The sequence below is a fragment of the Psychrobacter sp. CCUG 69069 genome (assembly GCF_021023115.1).
Lineage (GTDB): Bacteria > Pseudomonadota > Gammaproteobacteria > Pseudomonadales > Moraxellaceae > Psychrobacter > Psychrobacter namhaensis.
In genome coordinates this window covers 377393-402961 of the sequence record NZ_QQAI01000001.1, presented here as the reverse complement: position 1 = coordinate 402961, position 25569 = coordinate 377393, and the positions used below count along the sequence as shown (strand labels likewise).

The window sequence follows — 25569 nt, the reverse complement described above, 5'->3', positions numbered from 1 at the left end:
GTTTGTCAGCAATGTTTTACGGTCAAGCTATTCATTAACAGCCAAGTTTACCTTCGGCTTCTAGTGCCTTTTTGCTACGAATAGGCGCTGGGCAGTCTTCACCGTAGTACTGGCGATCAGCGAAATAGCTTGAGCGCACCATTGGGCCCGCCCAAATGCTAAAGAAGCCAATCTTTTTGCCGTAATCCATGTAGCGCTGGAATTCATCAGGATGCACGTAACGATCGACTGGCGCGTGGTTCTTACTTGGTTGTAAATACTGACCAATGGTAATCATGTCAACGTCGTGCGCTTTTAAGTCATCGAGTAGAGCATAAATCTCTTCTTCAGTCTCACCCAGACCCACCATAAAGCCGCACTTGGTGGCGATATCCGGACGACGCTCTTTATAAATTTTGAGCAAATCGAGTGAATGCTGATAATCAGAGCCTGGACGGAAGGCTTTATAGAGACGTGGCACGGTTTCGATATTGTGGTTGAACACATCTGGTGCGGTCTCTGTCAACAAATCCAGTGCAATATCCATGCGGCCACGGAAATCAGGTACTAGGATTTCGATCAAGCAGTTTGGGCTAAGCGCTCTTGACTCGTTCAGTACTTCGACAAAATGCCCAGCACCGCCATCTTTGAGATCATCACGATCGACAGAAGTAATCACGGCATACTTGAGCTGTAGGCCTTGAATGGTCTCAGCCGTATGACGCGGCTCATCCGCATCTAGCGCATTAGGGCGACCATGTCCGACATCACAAAACGGGCAGCGACGGGTACAGATATCACCCATAATCATAAAGGTGGCTGTACCATCAGCGAAGCACTGCGGCAGGTTAGGGCAGGCCGCTTCTTCACAGACGGTGTAGAGCTTTTGTTCACGCAACGTGGCTTTGATACGGGCAACCTCGGCAGGTGACGACATTTTTACCCGAATCCAATCTGGCTTTTTCTTCGCTTCAACGGTCGGAATCACTTTAATTGGGATACGCGCAACTTTATCGTAGCCACGTAGCTTTTCGCCTTGAATGGCTTTTTTGGGTTTGACCTTAGCGGCAGGTACATGTGTTTGTACGGCAGTTGTCATAATAGAATTATCTCTTAACCCTTTATGGTATAAGGGTTTATGGAATTATCAGAATGTGTTATGAGTGGAGGTATTATAGCAGAAATTTAGGCGTCAATTTTTAATCAATCGTGTTAAGACTACTACGATTAAACTGGCGACCATAGTTTTAAATATCTATGTCAATATCTAACTCATTCAGTACATCTATGGCTGCGCGAAACGCTTCTTGGGTGGCAGGTGCGCCGCAGTACGGCAAGCTGTGCATCAATACTTCTCGAATCTCAGCGACGCTAGCCCCATTATTGATGGCGCCGCGAATGTGTCCTTTTAACTCAGTCGGGCTTTTTTGGGCAATTAAAAAGGCAATGGTAATCAATGAGCGATATTTGCGAGGTAATACTGAGTTATCTTGCCAAGTACTGCCCCAAGCGTTTTCGATAATCCAATCTTGTAACGGTTGGGTAAATCCTGTTGCCGCATCAAGGGAGCGTTTGACATGCTGCTCTCCCATGACTTCAGTGCGAACTTGTAAACCATTGTCATAAGTGGTGTTATTGTCTATGTCCATATCATTGTCCCTAATATTTGCTTATAAAATCGATGTTACTTCGATGGTGCTATGATTTTGCTAAGCCACTTTATCAAAACGATATCTTAAAAAAGAGTATAGCAGCCATACGGTGATTGTTTAACCACAAACCACGCTTTACCTAGCGTAACGGGCCACGCGGGTATTGGTCACCAAAGCATACTCAATCACATTATTGATGGCACTATTTTTATAATAAATGTCCAATATGGCCCTATTATGCGCCTTTTCAAGGTTCAACCATTAACATTTAGAGCGTTTTAAGCTATGATTGCACAGATAATTATTCCATATAGTATATAGACGCAGGCTGTCATGCTGACTACCCACGTAATGTGCTAAATCCCAACTGACGAGGACGACTATTGTGTTAGAAGCTTATCGTAAACATGTCGAAGAACGTGCTGAGCTAGGAACTGTACCGCTACCACTGAACGAAAAACAAGTAGCAGAATTGGTTGAACTGATAAAGAACCCACCAGCAGGCGAAGACGCGTTCTTAATGAATCTGCTAGAAAACCGTATCCCTGCTGGTGTTGACCAAGCGGCATACGTTAAAGCGGCATTCTTAGCGGCTATCTTAAAGGGTGAGGCCTCATCACCACTGATCAGCAAGAAAAAAGCGGTTGAAATCCTAGGTACCATGCAAGGTGGTTACAACGTTCAGCCATTGGTTGCTGCACTAGACGACAGCGAAGTCGCACAAGACGCTGCTGAAGCGCTGAAAAAGACTTTACTGGTATTTGACGCGTTCAATGACGTGACGGAAAAAGCCGAAGCCGGTAACGACATTGCCAAAGAAGTAATTCAGTCTTGGGCTGACGCAGAATGGTTCTTAAACCGTGCTGAAGTACCGAAAAAGACCACTTATACGACGTTTAAAGTGACAGGCGAGACCAACACGGATGACTTGTCACCTGCGCAAGATGCGTGGAGCCGTCCTGATATCCCACTGCATTCACTAGCCATGCACAAAAACTCTCGCGACGGTATCACTGCTGACGAAGAGGGTGTTGTTGGCCCAATGAAACAGATCGAAGCACTAAAAGAAAAAGGCCATCCACTGGCGTATGTTGGTGATGTTGTGGGTACAGGTTCTAGCCGTAAGTCTGCCACCAACTCAGTATTGTGGCTCATGGGTGAAGACATCCCTAACGTGCCAAACAAACGTGGCGGCGGTCTAGTACTTGGTAACAATATCGCTCCTATCTTCTTTAACACGATGGAAGATTCTGGCGCGTTGCCAATCGAAAAAGTCGCGGTTGATAACCTAAACATGGGTGATGTGTTTGACATCTATCCATACGAAGGCAAAATCACTAAGCATGACTCTGACGAAGTACTGTCAACGTTTACACTAAACTCGCCAACGTTACTTGATGAAGTTCGTGCTGGTGGCCGTATTCCATTGATCGTTGGTCGTGGTTTGACCAATCGTGCTCGTGAGTACATGGGTCTAGGTCATTCAGACGTATTTGCTAAGCCAGAAGAACCAGCTGATACGGGCAAAGGCTTCACCCTAGCCCAAAAAATGGTTGGTAAAGCGTGTGGCTTAGAAGGCGTACGTCCTGGTATGTACTGTGAGCCTAAAATGACGACTGTCGGCTCTCAGGATACAACAGGTCCAATGACGCGTGACGAGCTAAAAGACTTGGCATGTTTGGGTTTCCAAGCAGATCTAGTCATGCAGTCGTTCTGTCATACTGCCGCTTATCCAAAGCCAGTTGACGTTGAGACTCAGCACACACTACCTGACTTTATCATGAACCGTGGCGGCGTAAGCTTACGTCCAGGTGACGGCATCATTCACTCATGGTTGAACCGTATGCTACTTCCAGATACCGTTGGTACTGGTGGTGACTCGCATACTCGTTTCCCAATGGGTATCTCGTTCCCAGCGGGTTCTGGCTTGGTTGCATTTGCCGCTGCGACTGGGGTGATGCCACTTGATATGCCTGAGTCTGTCCGTGTTCGTTTTGTTGGTGAGCGTCAAGCAGGTATTACGCTACGTGACTTAGTACATGCGATTCCTTATCAAGCGATCAAAGAAGGTTACTTAACGGTTGATAAGAAAGGTAAAATCAATGAGTTTAACGGCCGTATTCTTGAGATCGAAGGTCTAGAGGACTTAACGGCTGAGCAAGCGTTTGAGTTGTCTGATGCCTCAGCTGAGCGTAGTGCTGCTGGTTGTACCATTACCTTGTCTGAAGAGTCAGTGACTGAGTACTTAAACTCAAACATCACGCTACTTAAGTGGATGATCTCAGAAGGCTATGGTGATGCACGTACCATCAGCCGCCGTATCGAAGCCATGCAAGAGTGGCTGGCTAACCCAAGCCTCATGCGTGCTGATGATGATGCAGAATATGCAATCGACATCACTATCGATATGAGTGAGATCAAAGAGCCTATCCTTTGCTGCCCGAATGATCCAGATGACGCAAAAACCCTAGCTGACGTGGCTGGCGATACCATTGATGAAGTATTCATTGGTTCATGCATGACCAACATCGGTCATTTCCGTGCCGCTGGTAAATTGCTACAAGACGTGCCAGCAGGTAGCCTCAAGACTCGTCTATGGATTGCGCCTCCAACTAAAATGGATGCCCGCCAGTTGATGGAAGAAGGCTACTACAACATCTATGCACAAGCCGGCGCGCGTACTGAAATGCCTGGTTGTTCACTATGTATGGGTAACCAAGCACGTATCGCACCGAAATCTACTGCGGTATCGACCTCAACCCGTAACTTCCCGAACCGTTTGGGTCAAGGCGCTAACGTATACCTAGCGTCTGCAGAGCTTGCCGCTGTTGCCGCCGTACTTGGTAAACTGCCGACTAACGACGAGTATCAGCAGTATGCTGGCATGCTAAACAGCATGGGCGATGAAGTGTATCAATACATGAACTTCGACCGTATGGAAGACTATACGGAAGAAGCAGACAAGATCAACGTTGCTCAGTTGACCTAATACCTGGTCTGAAAACGTTTTTAAGTTTTACAGTTCTTATTTAAATAGAAACCCCGTATCGTGATGATGCGGGGTTTTTGTATCAGTAGTTTGAAGTGAGGTGTAGGCTTTAATGGTTAAATCACTTCCCCTGATAAACTGGCTTACGTTTCTCTATAAACGCCGTAACTCCTTCTTTAAAGTCATCGGTTTTTGCCAGCATGGTTTGCTGATCGACTTCCATATCTAGGGCTTCATTCAGGCCCATATAAGCATGGGTATTAATCATGTGCTTCATCGACGCTAGGGCTTTACCAGGCAGATTGCTTAAACGCGTTGCCAGTGCATGTACACTCGTATCTAAATCCTCTACACTCACGACTTCATTCACCAAGTTTAAGCGAGCCATATCGTCAGCTTTAAGCTTATCACCTAGCATCACAAGCTCGGTGGTTTTTGCCACGCCGATTAATTGATTCAGCAGATAGATACCACCAGCATCTGGAATCAGTCCAATATTGATAAAAGCTTGGACGAATTTTGAATTGTCAGCGGCGATACGAAAATCACAAGTGAGCGCAAGATTCATACCAGCCCCAGCGACTGCGCCTTCCAGTTTAGCAATAATGGGCTTATGAATATTACGCAGTTTTAAGCTGACTTCTCCGGCACCTTCTACCATGCCTTTTAGTTTATTTGAAATGACGTCCTTGTCTAAACCCTCAGACAGCATCTCTTTAATGTCACCACCGCTTGAAAAGTTGCCGCCAGCACCTTGCAAAATAATAACGCGAACGTGATCATCGGCCTCGGCTTTATTAAGCGCTTTTAACACGCCAGCTTTTAGGGGGGTGCTAAAAGCATTTAGGCTTTTTGGATCATTTAACGTGATGGTGGCAATGTGGTTTTCGCTTTTGTACTCAACGAGAGGGTGTGACATCTGATATTTCCTTATTTTAAATAATGATTTGTTGACGTTGCAATGTAAAGATTAACGGTAACAAGTAACGCAGTGCTGATTACTATAGCAGCTTGCTACGATTATAAAAGCAGGTTTTGTGGGCGCTTAAGACACATCAAAACGCTGGTTTAGTGCGTTAAATGGCACTAGAAGTCTAATGTTTGACGGCATACAGGCAGCAGAGGCATAAAAAAGGCTATTACCAAAAGCGTTATTGGATTATGCTAAAATGTTGACATCTTTACTCTCTCAAACAAGGAAGTGGTTATGCCGACTATCAAGATTAATAACGCGGATATTTATTTTGAGGACAGTGCGCCAAATGACGCGCAAAAGCCAGTGATGGTGTTCGCTCACGGTCTTTTATGGAACTCGCGGATGTATGACAAGCAAGTTGCGCACTTTCAAAAAGACTATCGCTGTATCGCTTTTGATTTTCGGGGTCAAGGCCAGTCGCAGATCACCAAGTCCGGCTATGATATGGATACACTAACGGAGGATGCGCTTGGGTTACTTGCGGCGCTTGATATTGATAAGTGTCACTTTGTTGGGTTGTCAATGGGCGGCTTTGTCGCACAGCGTATCGCGCTTAAGCGGCCTGAGCTGCTGCAGTCGCTTATCCTTTTAGAAACCTCTGCTGACCCTGAAGATCCCAAAAACGTACCGCAGTATCGTAAGCTGGTAAAAGCCATTCGCTGGTTAGGTATCAAGCGCGTGAGTAACAAAGTCATGCCTATTATGTTTGGTAGTACTTTTTTGGCAGACAAGTTGCGTAAATCTGATCGTAAACAGTGGCTAGCGATGCTACAGGGCAATCGCAAAGGCGGCGTGATTAAGGCGACGATGGGCGTCATTGAGCGGACAGGCACCTATGAGCAGCTTGGCGACATCACGACGCCGACGCTCATTATCGTTGGTGATGAAGATGCCGCCACGCCTTATTCGAAGTCTGAGCGTATGCACTTTGCAATTGCAGGCTCAAAGCTTGCGGTTATCAAAGGCGCTGGTCATACCTCGACGGTAGAAGAGCCGGATCAGGTAAATCGAGTGATCGGTCAGTTTTTAGAAAATTGTGTGTAAAGGACTTAGTAATACTCTTTAGCTTTTAGCACCCAATGCTGAATAAAAAAGCCGCTGTCACATTATGACAGCGGCTTTTTTTTGCACCATTTTTTATACATATGATTATTAACTGTTTGATTACTACAGTCGTGAGCTGTACTCGCTATTGCCGTCATCAATGGTGCCAAACACCTCGGCTCGGTTCACCACTTCCGTTGCCCAAGCGCGGTGCGTGGCGGGCTCTAGCATGGTATTGTTGTATTTAAACACCGCCTTGGCCTCGCTATGGAGTATCGCTTGCGCTTCATCCAAGGTGCTGAGTGGTACACAATAAGCTTGCTGTACCAACGCGATTTGGCTTGGGTGAATGACAGTTTTTCCGACCAACCCCAAGCTGACATCACGGGTCAACTCTTGCATAAACAACGTGGGCTGGTCCAAATATTCAAAGACTGGCGCGGTTAAATAGAAGCCATGCGGGACAAAGCAGCCAAGCAGTTGATAGGCAAGCGTGCCGATAGGGGTGTCATAGACGATGCTGTTCTTAGGACGTCGCAGGCGCAGGGTGGCAAACAAGTCGTTGCCACCAATCCGCAGAGCAAAGATTGGCTGACTAAAGGCTTCTTTAAAGCCAATGGCAAGTTCTTGGTTGTGATGTGGGTTAAATAATGCGGCGGTCTCAAGTGTGGGCATTAACAATTGATCCGCACTCAGGTTTTGGCACGCCATTCGCCAATTGGATAAGCTGAACATATCAACTTTTGGCATGACGAAGCCGTCGATCAGATCGATATGGGCGTAGTCCGCCAGCTGCTGTAGCATCATTGGATTGCGTGGGCGTATAAACACTAATGGACGGGTCGGGTGCTGGGCTTGCGGCTTTGATTGCAGACCAGCTTGTCTTGCTGGGTTACTGATGCTATCCACGTGCGCCGCCCACGTATGGAGCAGCGTTTGCAAGCGCTCAAGTGCTAACTCAACGTCACTATGACTGACCGCATCTTCTAGACAAATAATAATACTATTAATCGTTGGTAATTTATCACGTTTAATGACTTGCCAAATATCTTGGCGAGTTGCCGGCATATATAGACTGGCACCAAGCTGATAAGGATGATGGGTGTGCAACTTGACCATCGCATGACGCTCAGTAATCAGATGAGCGTAAGACTGCGTATGGTTATAAAGGTTTGATTCGTGGGTTAGCATGTCTGACATAATTGGCATCGTAAATAGTGATAAATGAGTGGCTATAAAAGGTAGGGTGTATGGTCTAAGAGACATGACTCAGTGGTGCTATTAAGTCATTTACACACCCCTATAAGCGTACTGTTAATTAATTATTTTTGGTACGTTGTTTGATGAGGGTAATGGCTTGATAAGGGAGTATTTTATCACCTAACACACTCATAGTGATGTTTCGCTGTGTACATAAATGTCTTAGCAGCACCGTATCGGGGTGATTGGCGGTTGCCAGTAAGATACGTTCAGGGTCACGGCGTAATATGGCACGTGTTGCCTCGGCAATGGTCGGCTTAATACGGTTGTGATTGCAGATATTGTACTCTAACGCCAGCTTATCTATTAAGTCAGCGGTTTGGTAGCGCGGTTGCGGAAACATTGGCAAGTATTGGCATGTGTTAGACAACTCTCGCCGTGCCGCATCAATATGATCGACAAAGGCTAAGCTATGATCTGACTCAACTAAGTTATCATAAAAGACACTGCGATGTAGCCCCGTTTTTGGGTCGGTATACAAGCTGCGTGAAATCAATCCTGACACCGTACTATTTAACAAACCCGATGGAATCAACCAGTCCTCCTCGCTAGCAGCCAGCCAAGCGACGCCCGCCGGATCAGCAAGGGTTAATAAGGGAGTCACATCGACACCTTGATGAAAAATATTGGCAAAATTGGGATGAGTAGGGTCTCGAAATGCTTCTAAACTACGGGTCAATTCTTGATAAATGGCCCCTTTACCTGTCCAGCCATCGACGAAGACAATAGGACTGTCTGGATAGGCCTCTAATAGCATTTGTAAGGCTGTTGGGTCAAGACCACGGTCACGAATGATACTAATCCCATAATGCACACTTGGTAGAGAGTAGCCACTAGCTGTGTCGGCAAGTGCTCTTTGTAATAATACGCCAATCGGCAAGCCTGCTCGCACTAAGCTGATTAAAACTAACGGTTGCTCATCAGTTACTTGTCGCTGAAAAACATGATGTAGGGTATAGGCTAAATTTACGATATCAGTGGCTGTTCTCGTCGCCCCTTGCTCTAGTGCCTGTATGTAGAGCTGCTCATGCATCGCACTTGGTGCCTGCTCTAAGGTCAACATGTCTGAATAGTGACGTTGTCCACTTTGAATCAGTGCCTCTTTTTGACTGACGGGCACATCAGCAACCGCATCTTTATTGACAATATCAAGCAGGACAGTCACATCGCTGGCAAGATAGCTGCCTGAGCCGTAATTTTTTATAGGGGCGCTTTTTGTGTTTGTGTTATTTAAAGTCATAGTAAGATATTAGCACTCATTGGAGAACGGTAAGGTTGCGCGGTTGATGTTAAACATAATACTACTCAGCATGACGCTGCTCATGCAACTGACCACGACTGGGCATACCGTACCAGTCAAGCAGTTGCAAAAACGGTAGGTCAGCTAGACTGTCCCCAAAACCAAAGCTTGGACATTGATTGTCTAAATGGTTGGTTAATAAAAACTGCACGGCATGACGCTTATGAACCGCATGTGGCAATATCGCCAGATTATTTGCGTTCACATGCACATAAAAGTGCTCATCAAAATCTGGTATTAATGTTGGCAGTTTCTGAGCCAAATCTGCCAGTATTTGATGGTTTTTTTGCGCATGTTTAATCGCCAAATAAATGGTCAGAGGGTCATGATTAGCGCCGCTATCAGAGCCGTCATTAAAGCTGTCAACATGCGGTGTCAGTACCAAGTCATTAGGAGCGTCACTGGCATTTTTAGAGTGCTTACCAATCAACTCTGTCAGCTCGGCTAACTTGCCTTGGATCGGAGCAAGGGCGTCATACATATGCTGCTGCCAATCGTTTAGCATTTGCCCGTTAGACGTTAAAATAACCGCGCCGTGGGTCAATACTTGCCAACTGGCAAAGGGCAGCTTAACGCGTTTGATTTCACTACGGTCACGGGCGGTGACGACGATTAAATCAGTACTAGCGAGTAGCCAATTAAAGAAAGTGGCTTGACGCTGACTCATGAAGCTTAATGGCTCACCTTTTTTATTAACAGTGGCGCAAACCAAGTTTTCAGATTCAGCCGTTGGTAATTTCCACGCATCAATTTTACGCTGGGTTTGGAACAGGGTGTCGTCCAAGTCCATAAGCGCGTAAGGTTTGGTGATGTTTGGATTGGATTCGAAAAATGGGGTGGTCATAAGAGTATCCATAGATAATAGGGTGGAAAATCAGAGCGGGTGTTACATGGAAGGACCCACCACCAAGACGTTATTCAAGCGTTTCCACATATCGTCGACACTATCTGCTGCTGTCTCCACACACAATACAATCAAATCCCATTCATTTGGTTCAACATTGTAAGCAAAATTGGTCATGCCAAGACCGTAATTATCGCTAAAGCTTAACATTGTCGTAATCGCGCCGCCAAGGGCAATCGGCGAGCGGGTCAATGCGCTAAATTTCACTATAGGAGTGGTGGCACAGTTCTGCTGTTGAGCGTGTGTCTCAAGCCATTCTGCTAATAAAAATGGCAACCAAACGAACTCGTTACTTCCCAGTATCAGGACGCTTTTTGGTAACTGAGCGGCATCAAAGCGTTCTTGATGACTAAACTTTGTAAATATGGTTTGAAACCTCAAAAGATACTCAGCAAAACCATCTGTACTGTTTAGCGTTGGAAAACGGCCCCAATTGCCCGTATCACCTAACGCCTGACTGCCAGCCTCGGTCGTATCGACCGCTGGCATCGTAATGGGTTCAGGGTTAGGGGCATCTGTCCATTGCCAAGCGCCAGACAACAGGTGATGACGATGAAAGTCAACGCCCGCTAAGCGAGCAGCCATGCGCTCAGGCAACGCGCCCTCCAGCGTTGTGTCCGTCGTTGTGTCTGGCATTGTGTCAGTGCTTTCTTGATCTAATGACCAATCAACCAAAGTGGTTAGATGTACTTGCTCTAACTGCGTGAGTCCAGCGTTACGTAGCGCAGTGACGACATTCACGCAAGTATTGCCGGTCGACGCTTCGTCATCCACCATAATTAGGGTTTTGCTAGCGAGTAATTGCTCTTGAGTATGGGTATCTGTACTTTGGTAAATCAAATGCTGGCTGGCATGACTGTGGTCTTCGTTAAATGTGGTCAGTAACGTATCGGTGCTACGGTCGTCATGTTGGGCATGACGCGTAGAGTTCAATAATAAAGCATTGGGATAGCGCGTTTGTAGTGCTTGATGGACACCAGCGGATAAGCCAACAGCCGTCTCTGCCATACCAATGACTAAAATGGGCTCAGGCAAATCACTAGGAACTAGATTTGCCAAATTGGTGAAAGCATGACGCATCGTGTGAGGTGCGACTGGGATATGACGACCTAAGACTTTTGAGACGAATAAAAACGCCCGTTTCGGGTTAATACGCTGTGCAAACCCAAGCAAGTCCTCTAGTTGATAGCTGCCTTTTTTATCCGAGTCATTTTGCGCCGTTGCTTCGTTGGTCTGATAGGTCAAATCAAGAGTGCCGCGAGGTAAGGTAATGGTTGTACTCTGTTGCTTAGCTGACATTCGTATTCCTTGCGCTTTTAATTTTATATTGTTATCAGTTTTTAAGGTTGATAATCCACCAACCATAGCCCAGCGCCGCTTTTTTATTTAACGGCGGCGTGGTCAAAGTGAGCGTTTTGGTGAGAGCGTACTCTGATAACGTTCTTTAAGTCATTTGCTTAATAGGTGTTATTTTCTTCAATTTTGACACTCGTCATAATTGAGCGTACTTGGCAGGGCGTAATTTGCTGCCTGATATCAACCAGCTTCGGTTTATCGGTCAGTCCTAACCAATAAGAAAAACCGACTTGTGTTAAATCCACACCGCTGTGAATCGTATAACCAATGCCGCCGGAAGGACGGCTATTAATCTCCAGCACACGATGTTGACCATCATCATCGGCTTTGGTTTGTACACTCACGATGCCATCACAGTCAAAGGCTTTAATCAATGGAATGACGACATCCATGACGGATTGCTCGTAGCTGATATGCTGAATTTTCCCGGTTTTATAGCGTGTGATCGCGGCTAAAACGTCACCATATTCGCAGACCACATCGATAGAGTACTCTTGTCCAGATAAATAAGGCATAAGTAGCATAGGGATAGGGCGTTCATGAACCATTAGGCTGTTTGCATAGGCATTTTTAAACTGAGCCGTACTGATTTTTTTCTCTTCGGTGAAGTATAAATGCTCAAAGCTGTCATATTGCTCAGCCGCCTCTTTATCCGAATCAAGTCGCCAAAACCCTTGTGCGAAAATACCAGTGACGGGTTTGACACATAACGGCTGATGGCCATGTTCGGCCAGTAAAGCCTCAAGCTGTACCATATTATCAAAGCGCCAAGCATCAGCGACGGGGATGTTGTGCTGGTGACAGTGTTGCATAAAGGCAAACTTGTCATCGATCGACTCTAGTGCCGATACGCTGGTTGCGCCCGTCAATAGACGAATACCTGCTGCGGCAAATGTTTCGCGGTGCGCTTCATAATCAATACCATTGCGACCAGTCAGCAACACCTTAACCTTGCTCTGCTGGGCTTGCTCCAATACGAACTGCCAGCGAGGTACAGCAGACTCACTGGTCGGCAGTGTGTCGTCGTCTATAGCCGCTTTATGTGGCTCACGATAAGTGCGATCAGCGAACTCAAAAATCTCAGGTCTATCATGACGGTGTGAGGCGATAATGGTAAACGGGGTATCAGAGTGGGCTTTTAATGTTTGTAGGCTGGCCAACATATCGCGCTGGCTTGACTGACCTTCAGCCAACCAAGCGGCTGTTGACGTTATATGATTGCTATCGTTAGCAGGGTTATCCATAGTGCTCTCTTGTCATCAGTTTTAGATATCATTGGATAACTCAGTGTCGTCATCGCAAAACCATTAGCAATATAAGTAAGACCCCAATTTGGCTTAGCAAAGTGGAAAAAACCAAGCCTTAATACTGCTGATAGCATGGACTATTATATACAAATGCTACGCGTTATAAACACTCCTAACAAAATAGCCTTAAGTATTTATACAGCGATTTCTTGACGGTTTTTAACAGCTCGTTGAATGGATAGGTAGATTAAAACAAAAACGCATCCGTGCTACTATGTGACGATAACCGGCATCATAAATACAGCGATATAATAAACCACTGAAAGGACATATCATGAGCCAAACCGAACCTCAAAAATTAATCGCAGGGGCCAATGCGCCACTACCGACGGATAATATTAGCATTCGTATTTTAAGCCAAAGCGCCGTTGATTGCGCTGCTTATCGCCTGACTACTGACGGTAAGGTACGTGGTGATGGCGACATGATTTTTTATGGGCAAACCCGTAGCGATGACGGTAGTGTTAGCTTTCGAGGCCATGATAGCGATGGATTTTTTGATATTAACTTACCAGCGCAGCCTACGAGTATTGAAAAGATAGCACTCGCTTTTTCTAGTGCACAAACGCTAGCGCAAGTCGGTGATGTAGATATTCAGGTGTTACAGGGCAGCCAAGTGCTGATGACTTGTCAATTAATCGCTACTGGGCGTAACGAAAAAGCGATTATCTTAGCTGAGTGTTATCGTCGGCAGGGCGGCTGGAAGTTTCGTTTTATTGCTCAAGGTTTTGAGGGCGGGCTAAAACCGTTGTCTGAGCACTTCGGTGTTGACATTGCCGACGAAGCGCCAGCTCAGCCTCAAGCTCAAAACCAATCACAAAACCAGTCTCAACCTATCAACACACAGCGTCCAATCAATACCCAAAAAGCGGGTAGTGCCTCTCCATCTAACACGCCACCGCCGATCCCAGCCAGTCCCTCAATCAATTTAAGTAAAATCACTTTAACCAAAAATCAATCTAGCATCAATCTTAAAAAGCGCGATGATTTTGGTAAAATCTCTGTCAACCTAAACTGGAACCAGCGGCCAGAGACGGATAAGCAAGCGCCTAAAAAAGGGCTATTAGGCGATTTGTTTAAGTCGCATAAAGCAGGGGGTATCGATCTTGATGTCGGCGCGATGATTCATCTGAAAAACGGTGAAAAGACGCTCATTCAAGCGCTAGGCAATCGTTTTGGCAGTTTGCAATCCACCCCTTATGTTTGCTTGCGCGCTGATGACAGAACGGGGCAGATAAGCGGCGGTGAGTGGCTCGATATCAACGGTCAGCAGTGGTCGCAGATTGAGGAAGTCTTTATCTTTGCTTTTATTTATGATGGTGCGCCAAATTGGGCGCAAACAGATGGGGTAGTGACCATTCATGTGCCAGAGCAGCCACCGATTGAAACGCGTCTAACAGAAGGGACAGGCAATTTGCCGATGTGTGCCATTGCGCGTTTGGTCAATCAGCAAGGCAGTATTAATGTTGAGCGTATCAATCAGTACTTTCAGGGACATCAAGAGATGGATAAAGCCTTTAATTGGGGGTTTAGCTGGAAGCGTGGACGTAAATAGCTTTTAATAGTGTTCTTTTACACAAACAATCAGCCCGTCTAATAGTAGACGGGCTGATTGTTTATAGATCTATGAATGATAGCTCTATGAGCTGTCTTCAGGCAAGCGGCTTAAGCGTGCGGTGTGATAGCCGGCATTAAGTCATGGAAGGTACGACCAGAAGCCGTCTCACCAATTGCATGCATTTTCCATTCATTATTGTGGCGATACACTTTTGCCATAATCATCGCCGTGTGCCCGCCTTGCGCCGACAAGTTATAGCGTGCGACCTCAGCGTTATTATTGGCGTTAATAATACGACAGAATGCATTTTCTACCGTTTCAAATGTCTGCCCAGTAAAGCTATTAACGGTAAATACGAGCGATACAACGTTAGCAGGTACTTTTGAGAGGTCAACGTTGATGACTTCATCATCACCATCACCGGCACCAGTGCGGTTGTCACCTGTATGAACGATGCTGCCGTCTTTTGATTTGAGCTGACTGAACCAAATGGCATCGATGGCTTGTTTGTTACTATCGAACATGATGCAAGAAGCATCCAAGTCGATAGAATCGCCGCCGCTACCACCACCAAATAACTTGCCTAAGAATCCCCCTTTTTTGTCTTGTGGGCCTTGTGCAACATCCCAGCCTAGACCCAGTTTTACTTGGGTAAGCTCGCCGCCAGCTTCTTTGTTGAGGGAGATTTTTTGTCCCTTTTGTAAACTAACTGCCATGTGATACTCCTTATAATAATTGTGAATTGAGAGCTGAGTAAATCTAGAGTTACGAAATACAGTTATAAAATATTATCTAAAAAACCACCACCGCCGCCGCGTCCGCCTGAGCTAGTGCCTAAGATGCTTTGTAGCCAGCCTTGATAACTGTCACGATTGCGCGAACAAATAATGACCTTACCTGTACCTGAGAAGTTCAGTACCATCCCTTCGCCACTGGTGACCGAATTGATAATATTGCTCATGATGCCTTTTTTCTTACTGGTCGATACGGACAGCTTATAATCGAGGTTTGAGTCCCAACATACCACATGACCGTTGTCGATAGTCACATCTTTATCAGGGGTCACCTCAATCTCAAACAGCGAGCCAAAACCTGACACAACTACTTGACCTTGACCTTGTGTCTGCATGACCATAAAACCGCCCGTATCCCCAAACACGGCTCCGCCTAAGTTACGCTGAATATTGGCTCTGATATCGACGCCTGTCTGGGCGGCAACAAAGGCGCCATCACTCAACGTATATTGCTGTTTTCCGACATCGATGATTTGCATGTCGCCGTCCAGTGTCGGCGCAAGCAAACAGTCGCCTTCACCATGCACAGCTTCGATCTGCTGCTGAAACAATGACTCGTCGTTAGCAAAGCGGCGCATCAATGACTGCATAAGGCCACCTTGCAGTTTACCTTTTAGCTCAAGATTAGACTCCATCATGACCATCGCGTTGGCTTCACAATAGATTGAATCGCCTTTTTGTAGATTGCAGTGCAAAAAAGGTTCAATGGTACCGATTAAGCTAAACGTTGCGGTCATGAGTAGCCAGTCCTTATTCTAATGTCTGTAATATGGGTGCTTGATAGATAGGGTATTAAATAATGGATTCTTTCAACGTCTTTTCTCTGCTTGCTGAAATTTGCGTGAACCAATTACATTGAAAGCCATCAAACGCTTCGGTAGGGCGCACTTGATGGCTTATCTACAGGGCAATCAGACGTCTGATTGCACTCACTAATTTATGAAACGATAAAGGATGATCTTAGCGTTAAACGTTGACGCCATAAGAGGCCGCTAATGGCCCAAGACCGCCACTGAAGCCTTGACCGACCGCGCGGAACTTCCAGTCACCACTGTGACGATATAGTTCGCCAAAAATCATCGCAGTTTCGGTACTGCCATCTTCTGACAAATCATAACGAGCGATTTCAGCGTTACCAGTGTCGTTTACAACGCGGATGTAAGCGTCACCAACTTGACCAAAGTTTTGGTTACGGCCTTGACCTTCATAAATGATGGCGCAGATCGCTACTTTACTGACATCAGATGGGATGTTAGCAAGGTTGATTTTGATTTTTTCGTCATCGCCATCACCTTCGCCAGTACGGTTATCACCAGTATGTTCAACGGCACCGTTGTCTGATTTTAAGTTGTTAAAGAAAATGAAGTCTTGGTCATTACGAACTTTACCAGCTTCATTGACCAAAAAACCAATCGCATCCAAATCAAATTCTTGGCCATCAGTGGCACGCGGATCCCAGCCAAGACCGACTGTAATATTGGTTAAACCTGGCGCTTCTTTTGATAAGTTTACGTTGCCGCCTTTTGTTAAGCTAATAGCCATAGAAATATCCTTTGGATTAATAATTGAGTGGATTGGATTATAAGAAAAACGAACTAAAAATAGGTCAGTGAGTAGCGTATGAACCTCGGTGTTTAAATGAATATACCCGTACGCCGTGCCCTGTCTATCGTTACGTTTTACTATACTAAGCGTTTGCTTAGTAAGCAAGTCGTATTTTGTGTGACTATATGACATCTATCTTTCTGTTTATAACAAAGTGATGTTGATGTTATTGATATAACAGACGTAGTTTAGTTATTTGTCTGAATATGATTTATAATAGCGCGCTCAGGTTCCCTCTACCCTGATGTAAAAAAAGGCCACTTTATGACTATTAGTACTGTTTTGACAACCCCCATTGAACCCATTCGCTATAGCCGCGCTCTATTTTGGCTGGTCAGCCTGCATATCTTTATCATCGCTAGTAGTAACTACTTGGTGCAGATACCTGTGGAGCTGTTTGGCTTTATCACCACATGGGGCGCGGTCACCTTTCCTTTTATCTTTTTGATTACTGATTTGACCGTGCGTGTCTTTGGTCAGCATTTAGCAAGACGCATTATCTTTTTTGCGATGCTGCCTGCTCTGGTGATTTCTTATTATTTTTCAGTGGTGTTTTTAAATGGTCAATTTATTGGTCATGAGCACCTGTTAGATTTTAATCTGTTTGTCTTTCGCATTGTGCTTGCAAGCTTTAGCGCTTATGTCGTCGGACAGCTGTTAGATATCCAAGTGTTCAATAGATTGCGCCGTCTTAGCGTCTGGTGGATTGCGCCCTTAGCATCGACGTTTATTGGTAATCTGGTCGATAGCTTTTGCTTTTTTGCCATCGCTTTTTATAAAAGCCCAGACCCTTTTATGGCGTCGCACTGGGTTGAGATTGGCGCGATAGACTACTTGTTTAAGATAGTGATGGGTGTGTGTATCTTTTTACCGCTATATGGTGTGGTGTTGGCAAAGTTGCAAAAAATGCTGGGAGGGAAGTAAAGATAATAAGGTGAATATAAGTAAATGGCTAATACTGCTTTGTATCAAAAAATATAACGGCAACAAGGAAATCGTATGGACAATAGAATATATTCATCTGATGCGCCTGTTCATATTCAGGAAGAAGATGGTTTTTCTCGATGGAATTTTTCTGAAAGAGTCGCACAAGTAATCTCTAAAAGAAGTGATCCAAGCAGTATCGTCATCGGTTTGTATGGCAAGTGGGGCGACGGTAAAACTTCTGTTCTAAACTTTATAGAGTCTTCTTTAGCTTCAGACGAAAAGGTTATCTGTATTAAATTTAATCCTTGGCGCTTTGGTACAGAAGACCAATTGCTGATGGCTTTTTTTCATGAAATAGCAGAAGCATTAAATGTAAAGTTAGATACAGCAGGAGATAAGCTAAAAGTTACTTTTAGGAAAGTGTTTAAACCTTTGGCTTCGTTAGCTGGCACAGCTGAAGCTGGAGAAATTATTGATTCGTTTATTTCTATGCCGGATATTGATGAATTTAAAGAAAGAACAGAGAGGCTACTAGAGAGAGCTGAGAAAAGAGTATTAATTTTAATAGATGATGTAGATAGGTTAGATAAGTCTGAAATTCATGCTTTATTCAGATTAGTAAAGCTAACAGCAGATTTCAAATATACCTCTTACATTTTAGCCTTCGATAAAGATATCGTTGCTTCATCGCTGCAAGATCGATACTCAAACTCTCATGGTAACTCAGGTGATGCTTTTTTAGAAAAAATTATTCAAATACCGTTACATTTACCTCTAGTTGAGAAGGATATATTACGTCAGTTTTGCTTTGATGGTATTAACGAGGCTTTGAGCGTAGCAGAAATAGACTTGAATCAAGAGCAAGTTCAAAGGTTCGTAAAGAGCTTTAATTTGGCATTTGATGACTGCTTGACTACGCCACGAAGAGCCAAACTGTACGGTAATATATTGATGTTTTCATTACCTATATTAAAAGGTGAGATAAATGTAGTAGATCTGATGTTGATAGAAGGCATTAGAGTATTTTGTCCAGAGCTTTACGAAGTGTTGAGAGTGAACCAATCATTATTCACTGGTACTTTTTCTGGTAGTTTTGGTGACAGTTATAATGATGAACATAAAAAAGAGCAGGTAAATCAATTGATTGAAAACTCTTTAGGACAGAATGATTCTGCCAATAAGGAAAACTTCATTAAGTTATTAAAAGAATTGTTTCCTAAACTACAATCAGTATACGGCAATGTCAGTTTTGGCTCTGACTGGTATTCCGCCTGGAATGAAAACCAAAGAATCTGTTCAGACAGTTATTTTTCAAGATACTTTACCTATTCTATATCAAAAAATGATATTTCAGACCTTGAAGTTAGCAATATGATACAAGAACTAGATGGGTGGGATTCTTCAATTAGCTCTAATCCTTTGGCTCAACTAATATTGAGTAATAATCCAAACACAGTTATAAAAAAATTAGGAAATAAGTTTAGAGATATTAATGAAGAGACAGCTGAGGCTTTAGCAATAGCAATTTGTCAGGTTAGTAACAACTTTACTCAAGTCAAAGGAGCTACGTGGACAGACTCGTTTTCTCAATCAGCAATGTTACTATCTGACCTATTTCAGACGGTAGACAATAGTCGCCGTGTTAAAATGATAAAAGCATCCTTTGATGCTACTAACGATCTAGAATACAAGGTAGAGGTGTTCCGTTGGTTAAGACATGAAGGTAGAGATAACTCTGTCGAAGATTGCTTAGCTAAAGACCAAATGAACGAAATTGGTAAATACTTAGCTTCAGAGATAGTAACTTACTTGGAAACAAATCGTATTAACGATATAAGTATAAGCTTTGCAAAGCTTTTCTGGATAGTACATAGATACCACTCTTCTACATACTTAAATCAGTATGCGCAAGAAAAGGTTAACGATATAAATTCAGTTCAGTATCTCATATCGAGTTATGTTCCTATTTGGACTACGGGAACAGGTAGGTCAGGTCAAGAAGACTTTACAAGGAATGAATGCGATACACTATCAAAATACATAGATGCCTCAATTTTAATGGCAGCTGTTCGTACTCATTTCCCCAACGAGCTTAATACTTCAGATAAATACCCTTCGAGGTTAAATAATGAAGATACTGATGAAGAGTTGCTATTTATAACCCCAGTTCGGGATAAGGGCTCAAAAAAAAGATAAAAAAAGAAGTCCGAAGTTGCTAAAGTAAGTTTACCAAGACCACTTAAGCAAAAAGGACTTCTTACATGGACAACCTAACCGAACTATACTGCCATATTGACGACTTTTATCAGCAATTCAAACCTGAGTTTGAGGCTCATTTAATCGCAACGGGACACCAAAGGTTAAGAGCATGCCAGATAAGTGTAGCAGAGATTATGACCATCTTGGTACTGTTTCATCAACTGCGGTATCGACAGTTTAAGGCGTTTTACTACCATCACATGCTTGGCATGATGAAACGGGAGTTTCCAAATCTGCCGAGCTACTCGCGATTTATAGAGCTTGTGCCGCGCAGTATCATGCCACTGTGCAGCTACTTGCAAAGCATGATGGGCGACTGTACGGGTATCAGCTATATTGATTCAACCAAGATAGCAGTTTGTCATAACAAGCGTATCTACCGTCATAAAGTCTTTAAGGGACTTGCAACCCGAGGCAAAAGCAGCATGGGCTGGTTCTATGGCTTTAAGCTGCACGCCATTATCAATCATAAGGGCGAGCTTGTATCCGTCAAAGTCACTGCGGGTAATACGGATGACAGAGTGCCTGTTAAGGATATGGCAACGCCTGTGTTTGGCAAGGTGTTTGGGGATAGAGGCTATATCAGTAAAGCCCTAAACGAGTGGCTCACAAAACACAGTGATACCACGTTGATAACCAAACTTCGGCGTAATATGAAACCCCAATTACTTGAGCCTATGGATGAGGCACTACTCAATCATCGCTCTTTGGTTGAAACGGTGTTTGGAGAGCTTAAAAACTTGTGCCAAATCGAACACTCACGCCATCGTAGTGTCACGGGGTTTATCACAAACTTGCTGTCAGGTTTAATTGCTTATTGCTGGTTTCCCTATAAACCCACCATCAAAAATATGCCTCAGCAGGGACAGGTAGCAACATTGTAAATAGTATCAATGAGTTACAATGTAGCTTATCCCGAACTGGGGTTATTTGTAAGACAGTTTATTTGGCTTTATTATAATGAAATATTGAGACAAGAAAATTCTGAGCTTGATAATACTGAAGAGTAGGAATGTTAGTAAATGCAATGGCACAGTTATAATCCTATTATTTAATAGCATAAAAACAGGTCATACCAATTGCTTGATATAACCTGTTATAAATAACGCTTTAAGTTTAAGGAAAAAACTGGTTACTTCAGATCATCTAAACACTAGGTAATCGATTTTGCTTCTTGCTTACGGTGTCTAAGTGACGCCCATAACGCTAAACCAATAAAGGCAATACCGATAAGACCGGTGATCAGCTCAGGTACGTGGAACTTCACAGATAGGAGCATGATGATTGCCAAGGCACCGATGGCATAATGCGCGCCATGCTCAAGATAGATAAACTCATCAAGCGTTCCTTTATCTACCAAAAAGATAGTCATAGAACGTACGAACATCGCACCAATGGCGAGACCCAGCATAATAACGATAACGTCATTGGTAATGGCAAACGCCCCAATCACACCATCGAAACTAAAAGAGGCGTCAAGCACTTCTAAGTATAAGAAACCAATAATACCGCCTTTCATAATGGCGCTAGTTGCCGCACCAGTACTATTGCCCTGCGCATCCAATTCTTCTTCAAGATCGCCCTCAAGCATACCAGAAACTACTTGTACACCTAAATAAACCAAGATGCCCCAAACTCCCGCGATCAACACGGCAGAAGCTTGTTCAGCGGTTGCCCAAGACACTGAGATCATTAAGACGATAAGCGCAACGAAGACGCTCATAGCATCAACTTTGCCCAGCTTGGCTAAACGGCTCTCTAGCCACTCAAACCAATGCACGTCTTTGTCATCAAACACAAAGTTTAAGAAGACAAGTAGTAAGAAAATACCACCAAAGGCTGAAATTTCCGCATGGTGCGCCATTAATCTTGCTGAATACTCTTCAGGATTGTTCAATGCCAAATCGATAACCTGCATCATGCCAAGATCTGCCGTGACGGCGACGATGACAATGGGGAATACCAAACGCATACCGAATACAGCGATCAAAATACCAACAGTTAAAAATATTTTTTTCCAAAATTCGTCCCAGCCCTTAAGGACTGAAGCATTGACCACCGCATTATCAAACGATAATGAAATCTCCATGACGGCCAAAATAGCGGTAATAGATAAGGTGGCTAACATGCCGCCAATACCGCCATGTGAATATCCCCACCATGCCGCTACCGCTAAGGCAATGGCCGTGAAGATAAAGTCTAAATAAAAATGTCTCATGACACATCCTGTCTGGTTGCGTAAAGCTAAGGTCGGTCTAGTATAGACACACACCACAAAAAAGCGGCTATTGCTAACCACTTTTTATACATAAATTCAAATGAAACATAGCGCATTATTGGTCATTTGGCTACCAATAATTGTGGCTATTTTGCAACTATAAATGTCGTAAAATTTGGATAAGTTAGCTGTGCCAATAGTCGCTTAGACATCAGTAGATAAGTGATCTAGATGTCAACGCCATACTGCTGACACATGGCTTGTAAGCCGCCTGAATAGCCTTGACCAACGGCACGGAATTTCCACTCTCCGTTATGGCGATACACTTCGCCGAACACCATTGCGGTTTCAACAGAATAGTCTTCTGCCAAGTCAAAACGCACGACTTCCGTACCCGTGTCTTCGTTCACGACGCGAATAAAAGCGTTGGCTACTTGACCAAAGTTTTGATTGCGAGCAGCAGCCTCATGGATGGTCACGGTGACGACAATTTTATCGACATCAGCAGGTACTTGGGTAAGGTTTACTTTGATGAGCTCATCATCGCCATCCCCTTCACCAGTACGATTGTCACCAGTGTGCTCAACCGCGCCATTATCAGATTTTAGCTGGTTATAGAAGATAAAGTCGTGATCGCCACGCACTTTGCCAGCCGTGTTTAATAAAAAAACACTCGCATCAAGATCAAACTCAGCACCAGAGGTTGCACGTTCATCCCAGCCAAGACCGATCAGCAGCTTGGTTAAATTTGGGTCGGTTTTCGTTAGCGATAAGTTACCGCCTTTATTCAATGATAAAGCCATGGTGTTGTCCTTGTTGTTAGCGTCAGTGAGTTATTTTATAAAATATTCGACATAAAAATAATGAGAACAAAAGCAATGAGCTATCATAACAACAAAAAGTGACCCAATCAAAGCTGATTAGGTCACTGTTATGTTTTATATAAGTTGAGTATTCACGCTAAGGTGAAGACGCCAAGGCAGCGGTCATTGGTATTTGCAATCAGCTAGAAATGCTCATTCACCAATGCACACTTACAAACTCTGGCGATGACGAATCTCAAAACTTTGATGTATGGGTTTTTTGATATTAAAGTCAAAACCTATCGTTTTTTGGGTGATATCAGTGATGTCATAGCGTTCGATCAGCTGCTCATCTAACTCAAAACGCGTAAAGTTATTAGAGAAATACAAGACACCATCAGAGGTCAAACGGTTCATTGCACGATTGATAAGGGCAGCATGGTCGCGTTGTACGTCAAAGGTACCTTGGAATTTTTTGGAATTAGAAAAGGTCGGTGGATCAATAAAGATAACATCGAATTGCTCGGTATTGTCTTTAATCCACTCAAAAATATCGGCGGCAACGAATTGGTACTTATTGCGGCTGACATCCAAACCATTTAACACAAAGTTTTGTTTGCCCCAATCCAGATAGTTTTGTGACAAGTCCACACTGGTGACTTTTTTAGCGCCTGCCAGTGCCGCATGCACACTCGCTGTACAAGTATAAGCAAATAAGTTCAATACTGCTTTACCGCGGCTGTTGTCTTTAATACGGGCACGCATATTGCGATGGTCAATGAACAATCCTGTGTCGAGATAGTCGGTAAAGTTGACGTAGAAATAGGCGCCATCTTCACGAGCGACATAAAACTTGCCACGCTTTTCTGTGCTGCCTTGTTTGCTGTATTGATCATTTCCAGATTGACGCGCCCGTGTTTTGATAAAGATTTGCTCGCGGTTGATATCGAACACTTCACGAATGCCCATTAACGCTAAATTGAAGCGTTTCTTTGCGGTCTCTGGCGGAATGGTTTTGGGCGGTGCATATTCTTGTACATGGGCATAGTCGCCATAAAGATCGATGGCTACCTTAAAGTCAGGCAAGTCAGCATCATATACACGAATATTGCTTACATTGTCTTTTTTCGCCAATTTTTTTAGTTTCGCAAGATTTTTTTGCAAGCGGTTAATGAAGTCTTGGCCGTCTTCCACTGCAATCTCACGCTTCTCAAAGCGACTGACAAGGTTGCCAGTCTGTCCCGCTATCAACGCCCCATAACGGAAATACACGGTGATGGCACCATTGTGACAGCGCAAGGTTTTTGGGTCTTTAATAGGTAAGATATCGACTTGTTCGACGTTGGACGCCAATATACCAAGCATCGGATCGATTCCGCTACCTGCAAAACTGTCTTGTAATATAAGCCCCAGCGCATGGTATAGCGGCTTAATCATCTCTTCATCACCCAAACGCTCACCATAAGGCGGGTTGGTGATAATAAGAGGATTAGTCAATCGACCATCATCGACCAGTGGCTGAAGAGCTGTACTGAGTTGATCCAAGGCACGGGTCTCAATGTCGAGTAGCGGTAGCAAATCTTGCAACCCTGCAGCGATGAGGTTTTTTTCTGTCGCGATGATGGCGCCACTGTCGGCATCGAAGCCCAAAATCAGCGGTAAGGTATCGGGTTGTTCATTGGCAATCTCTAATGCTTCACGAAAACGTGTCTGGGCGTCATCGATCATCTCTTGCCACAGCGCCTCATCATGATGTTGCCATTGGTAAAAACCAAATTGATTGGCCGCTTTATCGATACCGACTGCATAATCGCAATGCATGAGTAGCGCTTCAATAATAAAGGTCCCAGAGCCACACATCGGATCGACTAAAGCATTATAAAAAGGCGCATTGCCTGCTTCATTTTTCTTATGCCAGCCTGCGCTATAAAGTAGGGCGGCCGCCAAGTTTTCTTTTAACGGCGCTTCGGTCATCGCGACGCGATAGCCTCGGCGATGCAAACTGGTGCCTGACAAATCAAGATACAGCTCAGCTTGCTTGTCATTTACGGTCGCAAAGACAGAAAAGTCTGGGTTTTTGCTGTCGACGTTAGGACGGCTGTCGTAAACTTCATTAAACGTATCAGCAATCGCGTCTTTGACACGCAGCATTGCAAACTGTTGACTGACAGCGACGCGCTTATCGACGGATAAACGAATCGCAAAGGTTTGCTCCAAACTAAACTGCTCAGTCCAATTGACTGATTTTGCCAAACCATAAAGCTGCTCGGCCACATCGTATTCCATATTGATGTTTTTGCGTTTAATGAGCATTAATACCCGCGAGGCCACACGTGACCACAGGCAGATAGTATATAGATCGCGTAAGTCACCCGTTACTGAGAGACGGCCCGTACTTTTGATTTCGCTTGTAATACCAAAACTTGTCAGTTCAGTCTGTAGCGGTGCCTCAAGCCCATCGGCACAGGTGATGATAAGATCAAGCGATAACGCTGATGAAGAGGCGGGGGCGGTTGCTAGGGTCATACGGATACCTGTGGGCTAAATGGACAAAATGCAAAAAATAAAATAGACGGTTTAACCAGTAATTTTATCATAATTCAGGGTAGGATGGTCCAAAATGAGGATACGCCCTACG

20 protein-coding genes are annotated in these 25569 nt (G+C 44.3%); 6 read left to right on the top strand and 14 right to left on the bottom strand.

Going from position 1 to position 25569, the window contains the following annotated elements:
- Positions 1-34 precede the first annotated feature (34 nt).
- Together lipA and DVY93_RS01615 are read right to left on the bottom strand one after the other, a co-directional pair.
- A complete protein-coding gene (gene lipA / locus DVY93_RS01620) occupies positions 35-1078 on the bottom strand; it encodes a lipoyl synthase (RefSeq protein WP_230708576.1) in 1044 nt (347 codons plus the stop codon).
- A 148-nt stretch (positions 1079-1226) separates the two neighbouring features.
- The gene (locus DVY93_RS01615) at positions 1227-1628 is read right to left on the bottom strand and encodes a carboxymuconolactone decarboxylase family protein (protein WP_230708573.1); all 402 of its coding nucleotides are present in this window, start codon (positions 1626-1628) and stop codon (positions 1227-1229) included.
- Between the two features lie 388 nt (positions 1629-2016).
- Here DVY93_RS01615 and acnB point away from each other — a divergent pair, with 388 nt between their 5' ends.
- Complete coding sequence (acnB, locus tag DVY93_RS01610) at positions 2017-4620, top strand: bifunctional aconitate hydratase 2/2-methylisocitrate dehydratase (protein WP_198334328.1); 2604 nt, start codon at positions 2017-2019, stop codon at positions 4618-4620.
- Positions 4621-4741: 121 nt separating this feature from the next.
- Here acnB and DVY93_RS01605 read toward each other — a convergent pair whose 3' ends face one another.
- On the bottom strand, positions 4742-5539 hold the full coding sequence (locus DVY93_RS01605) for an enoyl-CoA hydratase/isomerase family protein (RefSeq protein WP_230708571.1): 798 nt from the start codon (positions 5537-5539) through the stop codon (positions 4742-4744).
- Between the two features lie 288 nt (positions 5540-5827).
- On the opposite strand from DVY93_RS01605, the gene DVY93_RS01600 reads away from it, so the two are divergent.
- Positions 5828-6640: an alpha/beta fold hydrolase gene (locus tag DVY93_RS01600; RefSeq protein WP_193005145.1), complete on the top strand. Its 813-nt coding sequence runs from the start codon at positions 5828-5830 to the stop codon at positions 6638-6640.
- A 123-nt stretch (positions 6641-6763) separates the two neighbouring features.
- On the opposite strand, the gene DVY93_RS01595 is transcribed toward DVY93_RS01600, so the two are convergent.
- The 5 genes from DVY93_RS01595 to DVY93_RS01575 form a co-directional block, all read right to left on the bottom strand.
- Complete coding sequence (locus DVY93_RS01595) at positions 6764-7840, bottom strand: HpcH/HpaI aldolase/citrate lyase family protein (RefSeq protein WP_226949398.1); 1077 nt, start codon at positions 7838-7840, stop codon at positions 6764-6766.
- Between the two features lie 118 nt (positions 7841-7958).
- The gene (locus tag DVY93_RS01590) at positions 7959-9140 is read right to left on the bottom strand and encodes a cysteine protease StiP domain-containing protein (RefSeq protein ID WP_230708569.1); all 1182 of its coding nucleotides are present in this window, start codon (positions 9138-9140) and stop codon (positions 7959-7961) included.
- A 61-nt stretch (positions 9141-9201) separates the two neighbouring features.
- Positions 9202-10044, bottom strand: coding sequence for an HAD hydrolase family protein (locus DVY93_RS01585; RefSeq protein WP_230708566.1), 843 nt, complete (start codon positions 10042-10044; stop codon positions 9202-9204).
- 42 nt (positions 10045-10086) lie between these two features.
- On the bottom strand, positions 10087-11403 hold the full coding sequence (locus tag DVY93_RS01580) for a phosphoribosyltransferase domain-containing protein (protein ID WP_230708564.1): 1317 nt from the start codon (positions 11401-11403) through the stop codon (positions 10087-10089).
- A gap of 158 nt (positions 11404-11561) precedes the next feature.
- Complete coding sequence (locus DVY93_RS01575; protein WP_230708562.1) at positions 11562-12704, bottom strand: ATP-grasp domain-containing protein; 1143 nt, start codon at positions 12702-12704, stop codon at positions 11562-11564.
- 337 nt (positions 12705-13041) lie between these two features.
- On the opposite strand from DVY93_RS01575, the gene DVY93_RS01570 reads away from it, so the two are divergent.
- Positions 13042-14322 (top strand): TerD family protein, encoded by a 1281-nt coding sequence (locus DVY93_RS01570; RefSeq protein WP_230708560.1) that lies wholly within the window; start codon positions 13042-13044, stop codon positions 14320-14322.
- Between the two features lie 110 nt (positions 14323-14432).
- Here DVY93_RS01570 and DVY93_RS01565 read toward each other — a convergent pair whose 3' ends face one another.
- The 3 genes from DVY93_RS01565 to DVY93_RS01555 form a co-directional block, all read right to left on the bottom strand.
- On the bottom strand, positions 14433-15041 hold the full coding sequence (locus DVY93_RS01565) for a TerD family protein (protein WP_193005139.1): 609 nt from the start codon (positions 15039-15041) through the stop codon (positions 14433-14435).
- A 62-nt stretch (positions 15042-15103) separates the two neighbouring features.
- Positions 15104-15856 carry a TIGR00266 family protein gene (locus tag DVY93_RS01560; RefSeq protein WP_230708558.1) on the bottom strand — a complete coding sequence of 251 codons (753 nt, stop codon included), beginning with the start codon at positions 15854-15856 and terminating at the stop codon, positions 15104-15106.
- A 229-nt stretch (positions 15857-16085) separates the two neighbouring features.
- Positions 16086-16661, bottom strand: coding sequence for a TerD family protein (locus DVY93_RS01555; RefSeq protein ID WP_230708556.1), 576 nt, complete (start codon positions 16659-16661; stop codon positions 16086-16088).
- Between the two features lie 327 nt (positions 16662-16988).
- Between DVY93_RS01555 and DVY93_RS01550 the strand changes: the two genes are divergently transcribed.
- The 3 genes from DVY93_RS01550 (at position 16989) to DVY93_RS01540 (ending at position 20794) form a co-directional block, all read left to right on the top strand.
- Entirely contained in the window at positions 16989-17648 is a 660-nt protein-coding gene (locus DVY93_RS01550; protein WP_230708554.1) for a 7-cyano-7-deazaguanine/7-aminomethyl-7-deazaguanine transporter, read from the top strand.
- 75 nt (positions 17649-17723) lie between these two features.
- Positions 17724-19847: a KAP family P-loop NTPase fold protein gene (locus DVY93_RS01545; RefSeq protein ID WP_230708552.1), complete on the top strand. Its 2124-nt coding sequence runs from the start codon at positions 17724-17726 to the stop codon at positions 19845-19847.
- A 65-nt stretch (positions 19848-19912) separates the two neighbouring features.
- Entirely contained in the window at positions 19913-20794 is an 882-nt protein-coding gene (locus tag DVY93_RS01540) for an IS982 family transposase (RefSeq protein ID WP_230708550.1), read from the top strand.
- Between the two features lie 269 nt (positions 20795-21063).
- Here DVY93_RS01540 and DVY93_RS01535 read toward each other — a convergent pair whose 3' ends face one another.
- The 3 genes from DVY93_RS01535 to rlmKL form a co-directional block, all read right to left on the bottom strand.
- A complete protein-coding gene (locus DVY93_RS01535; RefSeq protein WP_193005135.1) occupies positions 21064-22128 on the bottom strand; it encodes a DUF475 domain-containing protein in 1065 nt (354 codons plus the stop codon).
- Between the two features lie 227 nt (positions 22129-22355).
- Positions 22356-22931 carry a TerD family protein gene (locus tag DVY93_RS01530; RefSeq protein ID WP_193005134.1) on the bottom strand — a complete coding sequence of 192 codons (576 nt, stop codon included), beginning with the start codon at positions 22929-22931 and terminating at the stop codon, positions 22356-22358.
- Positions 22932-23162: 231 nt separating this feature from the next.
- Entirely contained in the window at positions 23163-25457 is a 2295-nt protein-coding gene (gene rlmKL, locus DVY93_RS01525) for a bifunctional 23S rRNA (guanine(2069)-N(7))-methyltransferase RlmK/23S rRNA (guanine(2445)-N(2))-methyltransferase RlmL (RefSeq protein ID WP_230708548.1), read from the bottom strand.
- Positions 25458-25569: the final 112 nt, after the last annotated feature.

Bases quoted from the DNA above. Each gene is read 5' to 3' on its own strand.
- lipA (WP_230708576.1), bottom strand. From the start codon at position 1,078: ATGACAACTGCCGTACAAACACATGTACCTGCCGCTAAGGTCAAACCC.
- DVY93_RS01615 (WP_230708573.1), bottom strand. From the start codon at position 1,628: ATGGACATAGACAATAACACCACTTATGACAATGGTTTACAAGTTCGC.
- DVY93_RS01605 (WP_230708571.1), bottom strand. From the start codon at position 5,539: ATGTCACACCCTCTCGTTGAGTACAAAAGCGAAAACCACATTGCCACC.
- DVY93_RS01600 (WP_193005145.1), top strand. From the start codon at position 5,828: ATGCCGACTATCAAGATTAATAACGCGGATATTTATTTTGAGGACAGT.
- DVY93_RS01595 (WP_226949398.1), bottom strand. From the start codon at position 7,840: ATGTCAGACATGCTAACCCACGAATCAAACCTTTATAACCATACGCAG.
- DVY93_RS01590 (WP_230708569.1), bottom strand. From the start codon at position 9,140: ATGACTTTAAATAACACAAACACAAAAAGCGCCCCTATAAAAAATTAC.
- DVY93_RS01585 (WP_230708566.1), bottom strand. From the start codon at position 10,044: ATGACCACCCCATTTTTCGAATCCAATCCAAACATCACCAAACCTTAC.
- DVY93_RS01580 (WP_230708564.1), bottom strand. From the start codon at position 11,403: ATGTCAGCTAAGCAACAGAGTACAACCATTACCTTACCTCGCGGCACT.
- DVY93_RS01575 (WP_230708562.1), bottom strand. From the start codon at position 12,704: ATGGATAACCCTGCTAACGATAGCAATCATATAACGTCAACAGCCGCT.
- DVY93_RS01570 (WP_230708560.1), top strand. From the start codon at position 13,042: ATGAGCCAAACCGAACCTCAAAAATTAATCGCAGGGGCCAATGCGCCA.
- DVY93_RS01565 (WP_193005139.1), bottom strand. From the start codon at position 15,041: ATGGCAGTTAGTTTACAAAAGGGACAAAAAATCTCCCTCAACAAAGAA.
- DVY93_RS01560 (WP_230708558.1), bottom strand. From the start codon at position 15,856: ATGACCGCAACGTTTAGCTTAATCGGTACCATTGAACCTTTTTTGCAC.
- DVY93_RS01555 (WP_230708556.1), bottom strand. From the start codon at position 16,661: ATGGCTATTAGCTTAACAAAAGGCGGCAACGTAAACTTATCAAAAGAA.
- DVY93_RS01550 (WP_230708554.1), top strand. From the start codon at position 16,989: ATGACTATTAGTACTGTTTTGACAACCCCCATTGAACCCATTCGCTAT.
- DVY93_RS01545 (WP_230708552.1), top strand. From the start codon at position 17,724: ATGGACAATAGAATATATTCATCTGATGCGCCTGTTCATATTCAGGAA.
- DVY93_RS01540 (WP_230708550.1), top strand. From the start codon at position 19,913: ATGGACAACCTAACCGAACTATACTGCCATATTGACGACTTTTATCAG.
- DVY93_RS01535 (WP_193005135.1), bottom strand. From the start codon at position 22,128: ATGAGACATTTTTATTTAGACTTTATCTTCACGGCCATTGCCTTAGCG.
- DVY93_RS01530 (WP_193005134.1), bottom strand. From the start codon at position 22,931: ATGGCTTTATCATTGAATAAAGGCGGTAACTTATCGCTAACGAAAACC.
- rlmKL (WP_230708548.1), bottom strand. From the start codon at position 25,457: ATGACCCTAGCAACCGCCCCCGCCTCTTCATCAGCGTTATCGCTTGAT.